The organism is Pseudomonas japonica, assembly GCF_900188455.1.
GTDB lineage: Bacteria > Pseudomonadota > Gammaproteobacteria > Pseudomonadales > Pseudomonadaceae > Aquipseudomonas > Aquipseudomonas japonica.
Genome location: NZ_FZOL01000018.1, coordinates 73888 through 91106, shown reverse-complemented (window position 1 = coordinate 91106; position 17219 = coordinate 73888). Strand labels below are relative to the sequence as shown.

The window sequence follows — 17219 nt, the reverse complement described above, 5'->3', positions numbered from 1 at the left end:
ATGACGCATTCATGGCTCTCACGGACGTGGCTACTGGCTATTATTGAAGAAGAGAGCCCTGAGTGCCGTCACCGGCCGGCGTTGTGAGTGCTGTTCCATGTCGAAGCCTGTCCTGCGCCCGAAGATGCTCGGTCTCATCAGCGAGGAGGTATCTCCCTGGCTGGTGGCATTCGTCGCCCTGCTGATCGGCGGGCTGCTGACCACCTTGCTGGCGGTGGCGGCCCGTGAGCTGTACCGGCAGCAACTGACCCAGCGTTTCGAACTGCTCGCCGAGGAACGCTACAGCCGCATCGAAGAGCGCCTGCAGGACCAGATGCAACGGCTGGACGGTCTGCGGCGCTTTTTCGTGTATGCCCAGGAAATTACCCGCGACGAGTTCGACGGCTACGTGCGCCCCTTGCTGCATCGTTCCCAGGCTTATTCCTGGGCGCCCCGGGTCAGTGATGCGCAGCGGGCCGAGTTCGAGCAGCGTGCGCGGGCGGTCGTGGGCAGCGCATACGTTATCCGCGAGTTGAGTGATGGCGGCGTTCTGCAGCCGTCGCGGTCACGCCCGCTGTACTACCCGGTGCTGTTCAGCCAGACCCTCAACAACTTGCCGCCACCGCTGGGGTTCGACCTGCTTTCCCAGGCCCTGCGCCGCGATGTGCTGCTGCGTGCCGCGACGTTGGGGGCGATGGCGGTTTCCGCGCCGCTGGACTTGCTTGACGTGGACCCGGCCTATTCCCGCGGCATGTTGATGGTGGCACCGGTATTCGCCCCGCAGACGACGGGCGGCGAGCCCAAGGGTTATGTCATGACGGCGCTGAGCATGCGCCAGTTGATGGCGGACGGTCTGCCCAGCGCCGAGGCCGACAATCTGGTGGTGCGCATTCTCGACCTGTCTTCCGCGGAGGCGCCGGAGGCACTGTTCCAGTCCGGGGAGGAAGTGCCCGGCTCGCCGTTGGCGGTGCGCAAGGTGCTGCACCTGGCCGACCGTTCCTACCAGTTGAGCCTGCTTCCCAGCCAGGAGTTTCTCCAGGACAACAGTTCCTCGACCAGCGCCGTGGTCGTGGTCGGCGGCCTGCTCAGTCTGCTGCTCAGTGCCTTGTTGTTCAGTCTGTTCAACCAACGCCAGCGGGCCCTGACCCTGGTCGAGCAACGCACCGGCGAATTGCGCATCAGCGAAGAAACCCTGCGCGACACCCACAATCAGTTGCGCAGCGTGCTGGATGCCGCGACCCAGGTAGGAATCATCGCCACCGACCTGCATGGTGTGATCAGCACCTTCAACGCCGGTGCCGAGCGCATGCTGGGCTATCGCAGCGACGAGGTGCTGGGCACGTTGACCCTCGAACGCCTGCTGCTGCCCGGTGAGGTCCAGGAGCGGGCACGTCTGCTTAGCCTGCGTTTCGGGCGCGAAATCAGTCCTAGCCAGGCGTTGCTGGCCGACAGCGTGCCCAACGCCGACCAGGAACCGAGCGAGTGGACGCTGCGCCGCAAGGACGGCAGCCTGCTGCCGGCCAACATGCTGGTCACCGCGGTACTCGACGAGTTCGGCCTGTGGGTCGGGCATCTGGCGATCTGCATCGACATCACCGAGCGCAAGCGCGTCCACGAAGCCCTGGAAGCCCGCGACCGTCTCCTGGAAAAGCTCACTGCCCAGGTACCGGGCGGCATCTACCAGTTCCGTCTCAACCCCGACGGCAGTTCCTGCTTCAGTTATTCCAGCGAAGGCCTGCGCGACATCTATGAGGTTGACCCGGTGCTGTTGCGCCAGGACGCGACCATCGTGTTCGAGCGCATTCACCCCGATGACCTGGCCCGCGTGCGTTTTTCCATTCGCGAGTCCGCCGATCAACTGACGCCCTGGCGTGAGGAGTACCGTGTGCAGTTGCCCAGGGCCGGACTGCGCTGGGTGCGTGGCGAGGCAACGCCGGAGCCGTTGGCCGATGGTGGCACGCTGTGGCATGGCTATCTGACGGATATTTCCGACATGAAGCGGGTCGAGGAGGAACTGCGCGCGCTGTCGGTGACCGACTCGCTGACCGGCATCCACAACCGCCGCTATTTCCAGGAACGGCTCAAGGCCGAGCTGGAGCGCGCGCAGCGCGATGGCCAGGACCTGGCGGTGATCATGCTCGACATCGACCATTTCAAGCTGATCAACGACCAGTTCGGGCATGCCGTGGGCGACCACGTGCTGCAGAGCCTGTGCCAGCGTATCGGTCACCGTCTGCGGCGTACCGATGTGTTCTGTCGTCTGGGCGGCGAGGAATTCATGGTGCTGTGTCCGGGCAGCAATGCCGCCCAGGCCCATTCGCTGGCGCTGGAGTTGTGGCAGGGCGTGCGCAGCGTCCCGGTGGAGGGCGTGGGCAGGGTCACCGCCAGTTTCGGCGTGGCCGGCTGGCGCCCCGGGGAGGGCGCCGATGCCTTGTTGCTGCGTGCCGACTCCGGGGTCTACGCGGCCAAGCAGGGTGGCCGCGACCGGGTCGAGGCCGAACAGCTCTGAATCACTGGCTGGCGATGGCCGCTTTCGGCTGCTTGTACAGGTCCAGCAGCACCTGGTCGAGCACCGCTGAAGCGCCCCACGGCCGTGGATCGTTGAGGATCGCGGTGACTGCCCAGGTGGTGCCGTTGCTGTCGCGGCTGAAGCCGGCGATGGCGCGCACGGTGTTCAGGGTGCCGGTCTTGATATGGGCTTCGCCGGCCATGGCAGTGCGCTTGAGACGTTTGCGCATGGTGCCGTCCATGCCGGTCAGCGGCATCGAGCTGATGAATTCGGCGGCGTAGGGGCTCTTCCAGGCGGCCTGCAGCAAGGTCGCCATCTCGCGTGCGCTGACCCGTTCGGCGCGGGACAGGCCGGAGCCGTTCTCCATGACCAGATGCGAGGCGGTGATGCCTTTCTTCGCCAGCCACTGGCGCACCACGCGCTGCGCGGCACGGGCATCGTCGCCGTCGGCGTCGGTGCGGAAACGCGCGCCGAGGCTGAGGAACAATTGCTGGGCCATGGTGTTGTTACTGTACTTGTTGATGTCGCGGATGATCTCCACCAGGTCCGGGGAGAAGGCGCGCGCCAGCAGGCGGGCGCTCTTCGGCACCTCCTCGACGCGATCGCGGCCCTGGATGGTGCCGCCCAGTTCGTTCCAGATCGCCCGGACCGCACCGGCGGCATAGGTCGGGTGGTCGAGCAGCGACAGATAGGTCTGCGAGTTGCAGCCTTCGCCGAGTTGTCCGGTGACCGTGACGCTGACGCCATCGGCCTGCACCACCGGGTTGTAGCGCACCTCGCCGTTGCATTGTTTGCCTGGCATGGCCTTGACCTGGTTGTCGATGCGAATGCTGGCGATCGGCGGTTCCACCGACACCAGCACCCGCCCGCCGTCATTGCGGGCGACGAAGCGCAGGGCCTTGAGGTTGACCAGCAACGAGTCGGGCTTGACCAGGAACGGTTTGTTCTCGTCGCCGCCGTCATCGTTGAACTGCGGCAGTTGTGGCTGGATGAAGTGACTGCGGTCGAGGATCAGGTCGCCGGTGACGGTCTTTACGCCATTGGCGCGCAGGTCGCGCATCAGCAGCCAGAGTTTCTCCATGTTCAGCTTGGGATCGCCACCGCCCTTGAGGTACAGGTTGCCGTTGAGCACACCGTTGCTCAGCGGGCCATCGGTGTAGAACTCGGTTTTCCACTGGTAGGTGGGGCCGAGCATCTCCAGGGCCGCGTAGGTGGTCACCAGCTTCATGGTCGAGGCCGGGTTGACCGAGACGTCGGCATTGAAAATCGTCGGGGTGCCGGGGCCGTTGAGCGGAATCATCACCAGCGACAGTGCCGAGTCGTCCAGTTTGTTGCTCTTGAGCGCCTGTTGCACCTTGGGCGGCAGGCTGTTGTTGACGGGAGCGGCCTGGATCGGCAGTGCAACGGGGAGCAGCAGGCCGGCGAACAACAGCGAACGGAGGGATGGGGTCATGAGTACTGAGAACCCTGCGCAGGAAGGGTGAGATGAAACGGGGCTTTACAGGATGATGGCCCCGGCTGAAAAAATGATAGCGCGCATTATGCCCCAAGCCCGTGCCGGCGTGCTTCGTGATTGCGCGTCCGCGTGGCGGTTTTGTCGGGTTTTCCCGGGCAGACGGGCGGCGAAGCTGGTAAAGTGCGCCGCGTTAATACTCAAGAGGATTGTTTCATGGCTACCAACCGTTCCCGCCGTCTGCGCAAAAAGCTCTGTGTAGACGAATTTCAGGAACTGGGCTTCGAGCTGAACCTGGAGTTCAAGGAAGACCTGAGCGATGACGCCATCGACGCCTTCCTCGACGACTTCCTGGCGCAAGCCATGGACGCCAACGGTCTGGACTACGTCGGCGGCGAAGACTTCGGTCTGGTCTGCCTGGCCAAGCGTGGCTCGGTCAGCGAAGAGCAGCGCGCCACCGTCGATGCCTGGCTCAAGGGCCGCAGCGAACTGACCAAGATCGACATCAGCCCGCTGCTGGATGCCTGGTACCCGGACATTCCGGTCAACAAGGCCTGATGTGAACAGCGCGGCAGCCTCGGGGCTGCCGCGCTGGTTTTCAGTCTTTCCCTTCCTCGCCGGCGTCCGTCGGTTCCGGCAGCTTCGCCAGGGTTTGCCGCAGGGTCTCGTCGACCCGTCTCATCTGATACAGCACTTGTCGTTTGCGGCGTCTGAGCAATGGCTCGGGGGCGAAGCGTGCGCACACCTCTTCAAGGCGTTCACAGGCGAGCATCAACTCCTCGGCCTGGACGATGCGGGCGACCCCGAGAATCTGGTGGGCAATGCTCTGCAGTGACGACGGATTGCCATGGGTATCGGTCGCCCGCAGGCGCTGCTGGTCTTCCGGGCTGCTGCGCAACAAGGTCTCGAGCAGGCGGCGCAGTTCCAGTGGGCAGTCGCCGATGATCGGTTCCAGGCCATTGAGATCGAGCAGTGCCGGGCGGCTCGCGCAGGTTTGCCGGGTACTGGCGGGAACCCCGGCCAGGTGCAGGCCGAGGGTATGCAGTCCGATGGGTTTGAGCAGGCAGTCATCCATGCCGGCCTGCTGGCAGCGTTCCCGGACTTCCGGCTGGGCATTGGCGGTATAGCCGAGGATGGTGCAGGGCGGGCGCTCATCGCGCTGTTCCTGTTCGCGTACCGCGCGGCTGAACTGATAGCCATCCATCCAGGGCATGTTGCAGTCGACGATCAGCACATCGAAGCGACTGTTCTGCCACAGCTCCAGGCCTTGGTGGCCATTGTCCACGCAGTGGTAGCGCACGCCGAGGAACTCCAGCTGCTGCGCGACCAGCAGCAGGTTGGCCGGATGGTCGTCCACCACCAGCACCCGCAGTTCGGCGCTGGGCATGAGCAGGGCGGGTTCGCACGGCTTGGGTTCGCAGCCGCCCGACAGGCCGCGCAGCGGCAGGCTGACGCGGATTTCCGTGCCTTCGCCGGGCTTGCTGAACAGGCTCAGCTTGCCCCCCATCATTTCGCACAGGTTGCGGCTGATCACCAGGCCCAGGCCGGTGCCGCTGCGCGCCTGGGAGCTGTTCGGGTGGATCTGGGCGAAAGGCTGGAACAGGCGCTGCTGGTCCTCGGCGGCGATACCGATCCCGGTATCGCTGACCGACAGCTCCAGCTGCAGGTCGTCGCGGTTGCCGTCGCCGGTGGTGGGCAGGCTGGAGATGGCCAGGTCGATCTTGACCTGGCCCCAACTGGTGAACTTGATCGCGTTGCTCACCAGGTTGGAAAGAATCTGCTTGACCCGCAGTGGATCGAGCAGGACGTCGCGGTGGGCGCTGCGCGAGACCGTCAGGATCAGCTCCAGGCCCTTTTGCCGGGCCAGCCCGTCGAACACCTGGAACACACACTCCACCAGCTCCGCCGGATTGACCCGTTCCGGGCTGAGGTTCAGGTGACCCGATTCGATCCGGGCGATATCCAGGATGTCGCCGATCAGCGCCAGCAGATCGCGGGCCGAGTGGTAGGCGACTTCCAGGGCCGGGCGGTCCATGCCGGGCTTGTCGGAGCGCTTCAGGGCCAGTTCGAGCATGCCGATCAGCGCGTTCATCGGTGTGCGGATCTCATGGCTCATGGTGGCCAGGAAGGTGCTCTTGGCGCGACTGGCGGCGTCGGCCTGTTCCTTGGCCAGGCGCAGGTCCTGGATCAGCTGGCGGCGTTCGCTGATGTCCAGCCAGCCGCCGATGATGCCCTTCACCTCGCCGAGGGAGTCGCGATAGGGGAGGATCCAGTGGTAGATGGTCTGCTCGGCGCCTTTCAGGGTGATGGGGCGGTCGAGGATCATCGGTCGGCCTTCGTTCATCACGCGCAGGTAGTCGGTCTGGATGGTGCAGGTATCGTCCTTGCCCCCCAGCGGGGCGTCATGGATCGACTTGCCCAGCACGGCCTGCAGATCCACTCCCAGCGCCTGCAGGTAGCTCTCGTTGCAGGTCTGCAGCAGGCCATGGCGGTCGCGTACGTAGATGGGGTGGGGAGTGCCGTTGACCATCGCGCCCATGAATTCCAGCTGGTCGTTGAGTGCGCGCTCGACGGCCTCGCGCTGTTTGATCTGGCGGCGCATCCAGGCGTTCCAGGTCAGCGACAGGAGCAACAGCACCAGGGTGCTGAGAATGATCTTGAGGATGGTGTTCTGGTGGGTCTGCCAGTAGGAATAGGAACCGCCGGTGTAGCCGCGCCAGCGGCTGTTGATGATGCCCATTTCCTCGGGGACGATGCTGATCAAGGCCTTGTCGAGAATCGAGGCGAGTTCCGGGTCGTGACGCGTGCTGGCCAGGGAGAAGGTGGCGGGAATGTCGCTGACGGTGGAGCGGATCACCAGGTCGCGCTGGGTGGTGAGGTTGAAATTGGCATTGATCAGGGCCATGACCATGCCATCTACCTGGCGATGAGCCAATAGCGATGCCGCCGCCGCGGTGTCTTCGGTGGACACCAGCTGGATGTTCGGATAGCGCTGGCGAATGCCGTCGTTGAGCAGGTTGCCGCGGGTCACCGCGAGGCGGCGGCCCTGCATCTGTTCGAGGGTGCGTGGAGCGTCCTTGTTGTCGCGGGTCACCAGTACGTAGGAGTTTTCCAGGTACGGGCGGCTGATGTTCAGCGCGTTTTCCCGTTCCGGGCTGGAGGAAATGGCTGCGATCAGGTCCGCGTGGTCATGTTCCAGCTGATCAATCATGTCGCTGATGCCGCTGCTGCGCTTGATCTCGAAATGCAGGCCGGTGCGCAGGCGGATCAGTTCCAGCAGGTCGGCGGCGATACCCCGCAGGTTGCCGGACTTGTCGAAGAACGTCAGTGGCGCTGCGTGTTCGTCGACCGTGACCCGCACCACCGGATTCTTCGCCAGCCAGGCCTCCTCGCGTGGCGACAGCTGCAGCTTGCGGTCGGTCAGGAGGATGCTGCTGCCGGCGCTCCAGCGCTGGAAAATGCTGGCGCGGGTGGTAGTGGTCACCGCTTCCAGGGTCTTGTTGACCAGGGTCAGCAAGACCGGATTGCTCTGATGGACGGCGAAGCCGAAACCCATGGCTTCATGCTTGGCGAAATTGGCCATCTTCAGGTTCTGCAGGTGGCTCTGGTTGAGCAGGTAGTGGGTCGACAGGGTATCGCCGAGGAACACGTCGGCCTGATCGAATGCCACGGCATTGAGTGCGTTGTGGTACGAGCTGTAGGTGCGGATGCTGGCATAGGGATAGGTGGCGCGGACTTCCGCCAGGGGCAGGTAGTGCTCGATCATGCTCAGGCGCAGACCGCTGAGCCCGGTATCCAGCGGTCGGGTTTCGTTTTCCCGGGTCACCAGCACGGGCTGGTCTTCGGCATAAGGTTGCGACAGCACGACGCCGGGGACGGCGATGTCGTAGCTGTTGGCGCTGCCGAGCAGGTCGATCTGGCCGTTCACCAGTGCCTGCAGGGCCAGGTCGCGACTGGCGAAGCGCCGGATCTTCACGGGCAGGCCGAGGGTGGCGCCGAGGAGGCCGGCGTAGTCGGCGGTTACCCCTTCGTAATCACCGCTGGCGGTCATGTCGAACGGTGGATAATCCGGTGCCGAGGTACCCAGGACCAGTTCCCGATGGGTCTGGATCCAGGCTTGCTGGGCTGGCGTCAGGGAAATCCGCAGGGGGATCTGCGCGCCGCGGCTGAACAGGCTGTACTGATCGTCTCCGCCTTCGTCCGCCAGGACGCTGCCAGGCCAGGCCACCACCAGCAGGACGAACAATGCCACCGACTTGAGCATGGCGGCCCTCATACCAGTTCGTTGCGCTTGGCCATTTCGATCAGTTCCACCAGCGAACGCGCCTTGAGTTTCTGCATCAGGCGTTTCTTGTAAGTGCTCACGGTCTTGTTGCTGAGAAACATGCCTTCGGCGATTTCCTTGTTGCTTCTGCCTTGGGCGAAAAGTTGCAGAACCATCAACTCGCGATCATTGACCGATTTGAACAGTTCTATTTCCTGCGCGGTGGCAATATGTTGCCGGGAGGGACTGATGGCCTGGCTGGGGAAATAGTTATATCCGGAAAGTACCGCTTTGATGGCACTGAGCAGTTCGCTCAGGTCTTCCTGTTTGCACACATAGCCACAGGCACCGGAAAGCATGCAGCGAATGGCGAACAGCGCGGGCGATTGGGCAGTGAGTACCAGGATCTTCAGTGACAGCGACATGGTGTTGAAGCGCGAGAGTACCTCCAGGCCGTCCAGACGGGGAATGCCGATATCGAGAATGACCAGGTCCGGTGGGCTTTCGCGGACCATCTGCATGGCGTCGACGCCGTTATCGGATTCGCCGGCGATTCGATAGCCTTCGTTTTCCAGCATCATTCGCAGCGCCAGGCGTATGACCGGATGATCATCGACAATAAAAACAGAGTGCATGCTCAATCTTCCAAAGGAACTCAGGTAAAGCCGCACCATAGCCCAGATAGGAAGCGTGCACATAAATAGAGTGAGCTTGAGCTTTAATATAGGAATTTTCCTACTTTGTATTTACTTATTGACTACAAAATTCCTTATGAAGTTTCGAGTTTTATTGTCGGAAGATACCGGCAAACAGCCATCTCCGCCGACCCGGCCTGCGTCACGGACCGGGTCGGCGCGGTCTCATACCGGACTGGAGCGTCCGGTCATTTCCCGGGCCATTTCGCTGGCGTAGCTGTCGGTCATCCCGGCAATGAAGTCGATCATGCGCAGGAAGGCGGTGTGCAACGAGCCCTTCGGGTCGGGCGCGTTGTTGCCGAGCAGGTCGAGGATGCGCCGGTGCTTGAACGACGGTGTGCGTCCGCCGTGCTGTTCGAGCGCGGCGCCGCAGAACGAGTTGAGGAGAATCTCCAGCGTGGTGTACGCGCCTATTTCGTGCAGGGTCTTGCGCTTGTCCTGAAAAATCTTCCTGCGGGCGATGTCCTTGGCCTGGAGTACGCAACGTTTGGCCGGGCCATCCATATGCTCCACCAGGTCGTCCCGCAGGGTCCCCGCCAGCAGCGCCGGCTGCTGTTCGACGAAGGCGCGCGCGGCGGCATTGGTCAGGTGCTCGATGGCCTTGCCGCGCAGAATCGCCAGTTTGCGCCGCCGCGAATCGTCGGGACCCAGCTGGCGATAGGTTTCCGGCAGATCGTCGCCGACCAGGCCGAGGAGCAGGGATTCCACTTCGGTGTAGTCCAGCAGGTCCATTTCCAGGCCGTCTTCCAGATCGATCAGGGCATAGCAGATGTCGTCCGCCGCCTCCATCAGATAGACCAGCGGGTGGCGTGCCCAGCGCTGGTTGTCGAGCAGCGGCAGGTCGAGCTTGTGGGCGATCTGTTCGAGCAGCGGCAGTTCACTCTGGTAGCAGCCGAACTTGTGTTTCTTGTAGCCCAGCGAGTCGGCGTGCCGCGCGGTCCAGGGGTACTTCAGGTAAGTGCCGAGGGTTGCGTAGGTCAGCCGTGTGCCGCCATCGAACTGGTGATATTCCAGTTGGGTGAGGACGCGAAAACCCTGGGCGTTGCCTTCGAAGTTGAGGAAGTCGGCGCGCTCGGCATCGCTCATGGCATCCAGCCAGCCACGCCCGGCGGCCTGCTGGAACCAGTGGCGGATGGCGTCCTCGCCGGAATGGCCGAAGGGCGGGTTGCCGATGTCATGGGCCAGGCAGGCCGATTGCACGACCATGCCCAGGTCGCTCGGTTCGCACCAGGCCGGCAGGGATTCGCGCAGGGTTTCGCCGACGCGCATGCCCAGCGAGCGACCGACGCAACTGACTTCCAGCGAATGGGTCAGGCGGGTGTGGATATGGTCGTTGCTGGTGACCGGGTGGACCTGGGTCTTGCGCCCCAGGCGGCGAAAGGCGCCGGAAAAGATGATGCGGTCGTGATCCTTGTGGAACGGACTGCGACCGAGTTCTTCGGAACTGTGCAGGGTCTTGCCGAGGCGTTCGCGGGTGAGCAGTGTGTGCCAGTCCAAGGCCGGTTCTCCCTTTCTAGAGTGCAGGCGACTAGCTTCCCGTGTCGTGGTCCGCGCCGCAAGCTCAAAGTCCGGCGGCATCGACATCGATCAGCAACAGGCGGCGTCCGCCGTCGAAGAACTGTCCGGCGGTGAGACAGTACTGGTTGGTCGTGGCGTCGCGGTAGGTGCTGGAAAGGATCAGTCGGCGTTCGGTCCAGCCCTCGGCGAGCAGGTGATGGAAGTACGGGCGCCACGACCAGTTGTGGCCCAGGTAGCTGGAGTCGAGGTGCCAGCGTGGCGCGCGCCATTCCAGGTTGGGCGTCAGTTGGGTGCCGTGGGGGTCGCAGAGAAAAAAGCGCAGCAGCCAGGGGTAGGCATTCAGGTCAGGCAGCTTCTCGATTGGCGCGTTGCTCAGCACCCACTGCTGCAACTGCGGCATCAGCTCCACCAGTTGCTGGCGTCGCTGCATCAGGCGGGCGCGTTCCACCAGCTTGCCCTGTACGTATTGTTCGCGCAGTCGGGCGAAGCGTCCGGCGAAGGTCTGCGCCGGGAAAAAACCGGGCTCGGCGCCGGCGAAGAGAAAACCTTGCAGATAGCGCGCCCCGCACTCCAGGGCGAAATTCAGCTCGGCCTCGGTCTCGACACCTTCGGCGATGATCCAGCAACCGGTCTTCTCGGCCATCTGCGCCAGGGCCTTGACCACCTCGCTGCTCGGTCCGCCGCGGGCGGCGCTCTGGAACAGGCGCATGTCCAGCTTGAGGATGTCTGGTTGCAACGACAGGACCCGGTCCAGTTGCGAGTAGCCGGCGCCGAAGTCATCGATGGCGACCCGCGCCCCGGCTTCCCGGTATTGCTGCACCACCATGGCCAGGCGCTCGCGGTCGCCGCCGGTCTCGGTGATTTCGAAGACTACGCGGCGTGGATCGATGCCTTGCTGGCGCAGTTGCGTCAGGCTGGGCGGCGGTTCGCCGACAGGCAGCTCGCTGACCCAGCGCGGCGAGATGTTGAGGCTCAGAAACCAGTCTTCCGGGGCCTTGTGGAAATGCTTGAAGGCCTGTTCCCGCAGGCTCCGATCCAGTTGCAACAACTCGGCGGAAGGTATGCGGGGATCATTGAACAGCGGTCCCACCGAGCGTAGCTGGCCGTCGTCGCGGCGCAGACGCCCGAGGGCTTCGACGCCAGCGATGCGGCCGGTGGCGGTGTCGATGAAAGGCTGGAAACAGGCGAGCGGTTGCTCGACGGACACGGCGACTCCTTGTTGTTCTGAACACTGACGGGCGGACTGGCGACCGCCCGGTCGACGTTCTGCAAGAATGCCGCCAGTTCCGTCAGGGACGATTCGGCGGCTGCTGCATGAACAGGCGGACCAGTGGCAAGAGGCTGCTGGTCAGTTGGGTCAGCCGGCCAAGGTTGCCGCTGCGCGCGCCCTTGCCGGTAAGGAAGCCGAGCAGGACCACCGCGCCGATGCCCCACAACGGCGCATGCTTGATCCCCAGGCCGCCCTGCAGGCTGTCGCCCATGCCGCGCAGGCGGGTCAGCGGTTGCAGGGCGTTGCCCGCTTCGTTGCGGATTTCCTGGCGATGCATCTCCAGGCGCAGGCGCACCAGGGCCTTGCGCAGTTCGCGGCGGTCGTTGGTCTTGGGCAGTTCAGGCAGGCTCATGGCAACAGGCGCTCCCGGTCCTTGGCGAGTTCTTCGAGGGTGGCGCTGAACGGCGAGCGTTCTTCATGCACCGCGGCTTTCAGGCGCAGGCCGCAGAACAGCGCGGCGACACCGTAGAACACGCAGAGGCCGATGATTCCGGCCAGGCGATAGGTATCCCACAGCAGGACCAGCAGCAACGCCGACAACGCGGTCAGCAGGAGCAGGGCGAAGACCAGTGCCAGCCCGGCGAAGAGCAGCAGGCTGAGGGTGCGGGCCTTCTGTTCCTGCAGTTCGATGCCGAACAGTTCGACATGGCCGTGGAGCAGCCCGAGGATCGCGGCGCCGAGACGCCGGGAGGACGAGCCGGGGGTTTGGTTTTCCATTACCCGAACCTCAGCGGCGGCTGGCCAGGAGGCCGATCAGAAAGCCCACGCCGGCGGCGATGCCGATGGATTGCCAGGGATTGTTCTGCACGTAGTCCTCGGTGGTGCTCAGCGCCGCCTGGCCGCGCTGGCGCAGATCGTCGTTGGTCTGCTGCAGGGTTTCCCGGGCGCGCAGCAGGCTGTCGTGAATCTGCGCGCGGAGTTCGTCGGCCTGGTCGCCGGCGAGGGTGGCGGTGTGTTCGAGGAGCTTCTCGGTGTCGCGGACCAGGGTCTGGAAATCGGCCATGAGGATTTCCTGGGCGGTCTGGGTCGGTTTGCTGGCCATACGGTTCTCCATGAAGGGTTGGCAATTGAATTTCGAGTGCCGGGTGTCGCCGAAGGTTCAGTGCGATGGCGCTGGTACAGCAATTGCTTCGCTGTGGTGCGCCTGGCCGGGCGCCTGCGCCGTTTCCGGGCGCTGAGCCGTCTGGCCGGCCGTTAAACCATAACCCAAATCAACACGAACCCAGGAAAAATCACCCTCGCATCGATTGCCTCACACAAGGAAAGGCACTGGATTGATCCAGTCTGGTGCGACCAGGAAGGTCTTCGAACCGCTTTGGTGCTTTTTTCGATCTGCAGGTCTGCCGACTTCATGGAAAATTTGCAAAGCGCCGTGGACTCCCTGATCCAGGGCTCCAATACCCTGTTCATCCTTCTCGGTGCGGTCATGGTCCTGGCCATGCACGCCGGGTTCGCCTTCCTCGAAGTGGGCACGGTTCGCCACAAGAACCAGGTCAACGCGCTGTCGAAGATCCTCAGTGACTTCGCCGTCTCGACCCTGGCCTATTTCTTCATCGGCTACTGGGTGTCCTACGGCACCCACTTCCTGCATCCGGCGGCGACGCTTGGCGCCGAGCACGGCTATGGCCTGGTGAAGTTCTTCTTCCTGCTCACCTTCGCCGCGGCGATCCCGGCGATCATTTCCGGCGGGATCGCCGAGCGGGCACGCTTCGCCCCGCAACTGTGCGCGACCCTGCTGATCGTCGCCTTCGTCTATCCGTTCTTCGAAGGCATCGTCTGGAATGGCAATTTCGGGGTGCAGGCCTGGCTCACGGCGCGCTTCGGTGCCGGCTTCCACGACTTCGCCGGCTCCGTGGTGGTGCACGCCATGGGCGGCTGGCTGGCGCTGGCGGCGGTGCTGCTGCTCGGTCCGCGCAACGGCCGCTACCGCGATGGCCGGCTGGTGGCGTTTGCACCGTCGAACATTCCCTTCCTGGCCCTCGGCTCGTGGATCCTCATCGTCGGCTGGTTCGGCTTCAACGTGATGAGCGCGCAGACCTTGCCGGCGGTCAGCGGCCTGGTGGCGGTCAACTCGCTGATGGCCATGGTCGGTGGTACCGTCGCCGCGCTGCTGGTCGGGCGCAATGACCCGGGCTTCCTGCACAACGGCCCGCTGGCCGGGCTGGTGGCGATTTGCGCCGGCTCCGACCTGATGCACCCGGTCGGTGCGCTGGTCACCGGCGCGGTGGCTGGAGCGCTGTTCGTCTGGTGCTTCACGGCGACGCAGAATCGCTGGAAGATCGACGACGTCCTCGGCGTCTGGCCGCTGCATGGCCTGTGCGGGGTCTGGGGCGGAATTGCCTGCGGGATCTTCGGCCAGCAATTGTTCGGCGGTCTTGGCGGGGTGAGTTTCGTCAGCCAGTTGATCGGCACCCTGGCCGGGGTGGTCGTGGCCCTGGCCGGCGGCTTCGTGGTGTATGGCCTGATCAAGTGCGTCCACGGCCTGCGTTTGAGCCAGGAGCAGGAGTACTACGGCGCCGACCTGTCGATTCACAAGATCGGCGCCACCAGTCAGGACTGAATGCCGCGCCCGGCCATCAGGCGTGCCTCGCACGCCTTGATCGCCGGCAGCGGGCCGCACAGCAGCACCGAATCGCCGGCGTGCAGGCAGGTCCCGCCATTCAGTGCCAGTTCGTTGCCGTTGCGCTGTACCGCGCGCAGTTCCACGCCGAGGGTTTCCAGTTGCATGTCCTGCAACCGGCGTCCGCAGGCGAAGGCATCGGCGGCCAGGTTGACCGCGTGCATCAACACCTTGGGCTGGCCTTCGCTGTCGACCAGTTCGGTCTGGGTGCCCTGGTAGAAACCATGGAGCAAGCGATAGCGGCTCTTGCGCACCTCCTCGACGGTCTGGCGCACCCGCTCTTCGGGCACGCCGAGCATCACCAGGGCATGGGACGCGAGCATCACGCTCGACTCCAGCACCTCCGGTACCACGGCGCTGGCACCGGCGGCGCGCAGTTCGTCGCGCAGGCTGTCGTCGCGGGTGCGCACCAGGATCGGGATCTGGCTGTTGCGGTGGCGCGCTGCCTTCAGCACGCTCATCGCCACTTCCGTGTTGTCCACCGCGATCACCAGCAGACGCGAGCGTTCGAGGCCGATGGCTTCGAGCAGTTCGCCGCGCCGCGAGTCGCCGTAGTGCACGCAGTTTTCGCCCGCGGCGGCTTCCTGAACCCGCACCGGGTCGTCATCCAGGGCGATGAAGGGCAGGTGTTCGCGGCGCAGGAAGCGGCCGATGGACTGACCGACGCGGCCATAGCCGCAGATGATCACGTGACCGCTCACGTCCGCGCTCTGCGCTTCGATTTCCTCCAGGTGGACTTCCTCGTTGGGCTTGCGGTGCAGGCGCAGGGCTACGGCGGGCGCGGCACGCAGGAGCAGGGGGGTGACCAGCATCGAGCAGAAGGTCGCCGCCAGCAGCAGTTGCCCGAGTTGCGCCGGCAGCAGATTGCTCTGCTGCATCTGCGCCATCAGCGCGAAGCAGAACTCGCCGCCCTGGGCCAGGGCCAGGCCGCTGCGCCAGGCGGTTTCCGCATCGCTGCCGCGCACCCGCACCAGCGCCGCCACCACGCAGCCCTTGAGCAGCAGCAGGCCGAGGGTCAGACCGAGAATTTCCAGGCCATGGCTGGCGAACAGATGCAGGTCGATGAGCATGCCGATGCTGACGAAGAACAGCCCCAGCAGGATGTCGCGAAACGGGCGGATATCCGCTTCGATCTGGTGCCGGTAGTTGCTTTCGCCGAGCAGCATGCCGGCGAGAAACGCCCCCAGCGCCGGCGACAGGCCGAGCAGGTGAGTCAACCAGGCGGTGAGCAGGACGATCACCAGCGCCAGCAGGACGAACAGCTCCGCCGAATGGGAACTGGCGACTTCATGGAACAGGCGCGGCAGCAGCCAGCGACTGGCCAGCAGCAGGCCGACGAAGAGGATCACGGTCTTGCCCAGGGTCAGCGGCAGCGCCCAGTACCAGGCCTGGCTGCTTTCACCGGCGAATACCGGAACCAGCGTCAGCAACAGGACCGCTACCACGTCCTGGAACAGCAACACGCCGATGGCATTCTGGCCGTGGCTGCTGAAGATCTCGCCGAGGCTGGTCAGCTCCTTGGACACGATGGCGGTGGAGGACAGCGCCAGGCCGCTACCCAGCAACAACGCCGCGGTGCTCGGCATGCCCAGCAGTGCCAGCGCGCCGGCCAGTGCCAGGCCGGTGCACACCACCTGCAGGCTGCCCAGGCCGAACACCACCCTGCGCAGGGCGAGCATCTTCGACAGGGAGAACTCCAGGCCCAGGGAAAACAGCAGGAACACCACGCCCATTTCCGCCAGGTCCGGCAATTCCTCGCTCTCGTTGACCCAGTCCAGCGCCGTAGGTCCGACGAACAGTCCGACACACAGGTAACCCAGTACCGGCGGCAACTGCAGACGCCGGAATACCGCAATGACGACCAGCGACGACGCCAGGATGATCAGCAGGTTTGCGAACACACCACACACTCCCTGTAAAAAACAGCAAAAAAACGCCTAGAGTACAGCAGGCGGAAATCTCGTCGCCTGATCTGGATCAATCATTGCGCTACGGGGACGACGTACCTCGACGCGGTTTTCGCGCAGACCTAGAATGGGCCTTTCGTTCATTTTGTATCGGTATTTTTCATGCTTCCTGAATGCCAATTGTTCGGCACCCTGGGTTGCCATCTGTGCGAGGTCGCCGAGGCACTGCTGATGCCGCTGGTCGAGCATGGCCTGCTGGTGGAACTGGTGGACATCGCCGAGGACCAGGCCATGGTCGAGCGCTATGGTCTGCGGATTCCGGTCCTGCGTCGCTGTGACAGCGGGGCGGAGCTGAACTGGCCGTTCGATGCCGACCAGGTGGTGGCTTTCCTCGGCTGAGGCGCCGGTTCACATTTTGATGCACAAGGGCACATGCATCGTCACGATGACGGTTGGAGAATCCAGGGTCGCTGTCCACGCGTCAGCGAACCCGGATCACCAAGCCAACGGAGTGGCAAAGATGTTTCTGACCCCGCATTTCACCCTCGCCGAAATGACCGCCTCGCAGATCGCCCACCGCGAAGGCATCGACAACAATCCCGACAGCAAGACCATCGCCAACCTCGTCGAGCTGTGCAAGACCCTCGAACAGGTGCGCAGCCTGGTCGACCAGCCGCTGCTGATCAGCAGTGGCTATCGCAGCGCCGCGGTGAACCGCCGGGTGGGCGGTTCGTCGTCCAGTGCCCATGTCCTCGGGCTGGCCGCCGACATCATGGCCAGCCGCCTGACGCCGCGCCAGTTGGCGCAATGCATCGCCGACAGCGACCTGGTCTTCGACCAGTTGATTCTCGAGTTCGACGCCTGGGTCCACCTGGGCCTCGGCCAGCGCCAGCAGCGGCGGCAGGTGCTGACCATCCGCAAGGGCACCGGCTACCTGCCGGGCCTGCAATGAATCGTTACTTCGATTGACGTCCAAGGCGTCCGGCTCATATGCTGTATATAGA

14 protein-coding genes are annotated in these 17219 nt (G+C 64.2%); 5 read left to right on the top strand and 9 right to left on the bottom strand.

What is annotated here, in order from left to right; all coding sequences use genetic code 11:
* The first annotated feature begins 97 nt into the window (after positions 1–97).
* A complete protein-coding gene (locus CHB99_RS20560) occupies positions 98–2488 on the top strand; it encodes a sensor domain-containing diguanylate cyclase (RefSeq protein WP_042124245.1) in 2391 nt (796 codons plus the stop codon).
* Between the two features lies 1 nt (position 2489).
* Here CHB99_RS20560 and dacB read toward each other — a convergent pair whose 3' ends face one another.
* Entirely contained in the window at positions 2490–3941 is a 1452-nt protein-coding gene (gene dacB, locus CHB99_RS20555) for a D-alanyl-D-alanine carboxypeptidase/D-alanyl-D-alanine endopeptidase (RefSeq protein WP_042124248.1), read from the bottom strand.
* A gap of 216 nt (positions 3942–4157) precedes the next feature.
* Here dacB and CHB99_RS20550 point away from each other — a divergent pair, with 216 nt between their 5' ends.
* Complete coding sequence (locus tag CHB99_RS20550) at positions 4158–4499, top strand: YggL family protein (protein ID WP_042124250.1); 342 nt, start codon at positions 4158–4160, stop codon at positions 4497–4499.
* 40 nt (positions 4500–4539) lie between these two features.
* Here the strand turns inward: CHB99_RS20550 and CHB99_RS20545 are convergent, their stop codons facing one another.
* The 7 genes from CHB99_RS20545 to CHB99_RS20515 all read right to left on the bottom strand — a co-directional run bounded on the left by CHB99_RS20545 (position 4540) and on the right by CHB99_RS20515 (position 12730).
* Positions 4540–8217: a transporter substrate-binding domain-containing protein gene (locus CHB99_RS20545; RefSeq protein ID WP_052419423.1), complete on the bottom strand. Its 3678-nt coding sequence runs from the start codon at positions 8215–8217 to the stop codon at positions 4540–4542.
* Positions 8214–8840 (bottom strand): response regulator transcription factor, encoded by a 627-nt coding sequence (locus CHB99_RS20540; RefSeq protein WP_042124252.1) that lies wholly within the window; start codon positions 8838–8840, stop codon positions 8214–8216. Before CHB99_RS20540 ends, CHB99_RS20545 begins: the two co-directional genes overlap by 4 nt.
* A 225-nt stretch (positions 8841–9065) precedes the next feature.
* The gene (locus CHB99_RS20535; RefSeq protein WP_042124254.1) at positions 9066–10397 is read right to left on the bottom strand and encodes a deoxyguanosinetriphosphate triphosphohydrolase; all 1332 of its coding nucleotides are present in this window, start codon (positions 10395–10397) and stop codon (positions 9066–9068) included.
* A gap of 64 nt (positions 10398–10461) precedes the next feature.
* Positions 10462–11625, bottom strand: coding sequence for an EAL domain-containing protein (locus tag CHB99_RS20530; protein ID WP_042124256.1), 1164 nt, complete (start codon positions 11623–11625; stop codon positions 10462–10464).
* A gap of 82 nt (positions 11626–11707) precedes the next feature.
* Positions 11708–12040: a hypothetical protein gene (locus CHB99_RS20525; RefSeq protein ID WP_042124257.1), complete on the bottom strand. Its 333-nt coding sequence runs from the start codon at positions 12038–12040 to the stop codon at positions 11708–11710.
* Positions 12037–12405 carry a phage holin family protein gene (locus CHB99_RS20520; protein ID WP_042124259.1) on the bottom strand — a complete coding sequence of 123 codons (369 nt, stop codon included), beginning with the start codon at positions 12403–12405 and terminating at the stop codon, positions 12037–12039. The genes CHB99_RS20525 and CHB99_RS20520 overlap by 4 nt, the downstream gene beginning before the upstream one ends.
* A 10-nt stretch (positions 12406–12415) precedes the next feature.
* Positions 12416–12730, bottom strand: coding sequence for an ElaB/YgaM/YqjD family protein (locus CHB99_RS20515; protein ID WP_042124261.1), 315 nt, complete (start codon positions 12728–12730; stop codon positions 12416–12418).
* A gap of 309 nt (positions 12731–13039) precedes the next feature.
* Between CHB99_RS20515 and CHB99_RS20510 the strand changes: the two genes are divergently transcribed.
* Complete coding sequence (locus tag CHB99_RS20510) at positions 13040–14248, top strand: ammonium transporter (RefSeq protein ID WP_042124394.1); 1209 nt, start codon at positions 13040–13042, stop codon at positions 14246–14248.
* Here the strand turns inward: CHB99_RS20510 and CHB99_RS20505 are convergent.
* Positions 14239–16209 carry a monovalent cation:proton antiporter family protein gene (locus CHB99_RS20505; protein WP_042124263.1) on the bottom strand — a complete coding sequence of 657 codons (1971 nt, stop codon included), beginning with the start codon at positions 16207–16209 and terminating at the stop codon, positions 14239–14241. The genes CHB99_RS20510 and CHB99_RS20505 overlap by 10 nt on opposite strands.
* A 168-nt stretch (positions 16210–16377) precedes the next feature.
* On the opposite strand from CHB99_RS20505, the gene CHB99_RS20500 reads away from it, so the two are divergent.
* Together CHB99_RS20500 and CHB99_RS20495 are read left to right on the top strand one after the other, a co-directional pair.
* Positions 16378–16614, top strand: a complete 237-nt coding sequence (locus CHB99_RS20500; protein ID WP_042124265.1) for a glutaredoxin family protein — start codon at positions 16378–16380, stop codon at positions 16612–16614.
* Positions 16615–16735: 121 nt separating this feature from the next.
* Positions 16736–17167, top strand: coding sequence for a D-Ala-D-Ala carboxypeptidase family metallohydrolase (locus tag CHB99_RS20495; protein WP_042124267.1), 432 nt, complete (start codon positions 16736–16738; stop codon positions 17165–17167).
* Positions 17168–17219 lie beyond the last annotated feature (52 nt).

What these genes read in the sequence shown, in the direction of transcription:
- CHB99_RS20560 (WP_042124245.1), top strand. Translation starts at nt 98, where the DNA reads ATGTCGAAGCCTGTCCTGCGCCCGAAGATGCTCGGTCTCATCAGCGAG.
- dacB (WP_042124248.1), bottom strand. Translation starts at nt 3,941, where the DNA reads ATGACCCCATCCCTCCGTTCGCTGTTGTTCGCCGGCCTGCTGCTCCCC.
- CHB99_RS20540 (WP_042124252.1), bottom strand. Translation starts at nt 8,840, where the DNA reads ATGCACTCTGTTTTTATTGTCGATGATCATCCGGTCATACGCCTGGCG.
- CHB99_RS20525 (WP_042124257.1), bottom strand. Translation starts at nt 12,040, where the DNA reads ATGAGCCTGCCTGAACTGCCCAAGACCAACGACCGCCGCGAACTGCGC.
- CHB99_RS20520 (WP_042124259.1), bottom strand. Translation starts at nt 12,405, where the DNA reads ATGGAAAACCAAACCCCCGGCTCGTCCTCCCGGCGTCTCGGCGCCGCG.
- CHB99_RS20500 (WP_042124265.1), top strand. Translation starts at nt 16,378, where the DNA reads ATGCTTCCTGAATGCCAATTGTTCGGCACCCTGGGTTGCCATCTGTGC.
- CHB99_RS20495 (WP_042124267.1), top strand. Translation starts at nt 16,736, where the DNA reads ATGTTTCTGACCCCGCATTTCACCCTCGCCGAAATGACCGCCTCGCAG.
- CHB99_RS20510 (WP_042124394.1), top strand. Translation starts at nt 13,040, where the DNA reads ATGGAAAATTTGCAAAGCGCCGTGGACTCCCTGATCCAGGGCTCCAAT.
- CHB99_RS20545 (WP_052419423.1), bottom strand. Translation starts at nt 8,217, where the DNA reads ATGAGGGCCGCCATGCTCAAGTCGGTGGCATTGTTCGTCCTGCTGGTG.
- CHB99_RS20550 (WP_042124250.1), top strand. Translation starts at nt 4,158, where the DNA reads ATGGCTACCAACCGTTCCCGCCGTCTGCGCAAAAAGCTCTGTGTAGAC.
- CHB99_RS20515 (WP_042124261.1), bottom strand. Translation starts at nt 12,730, where the DNA reads ATGGCCAGCAAACCGACCCAGACCGCCCAGGAAATCCTCATGGCCGAT.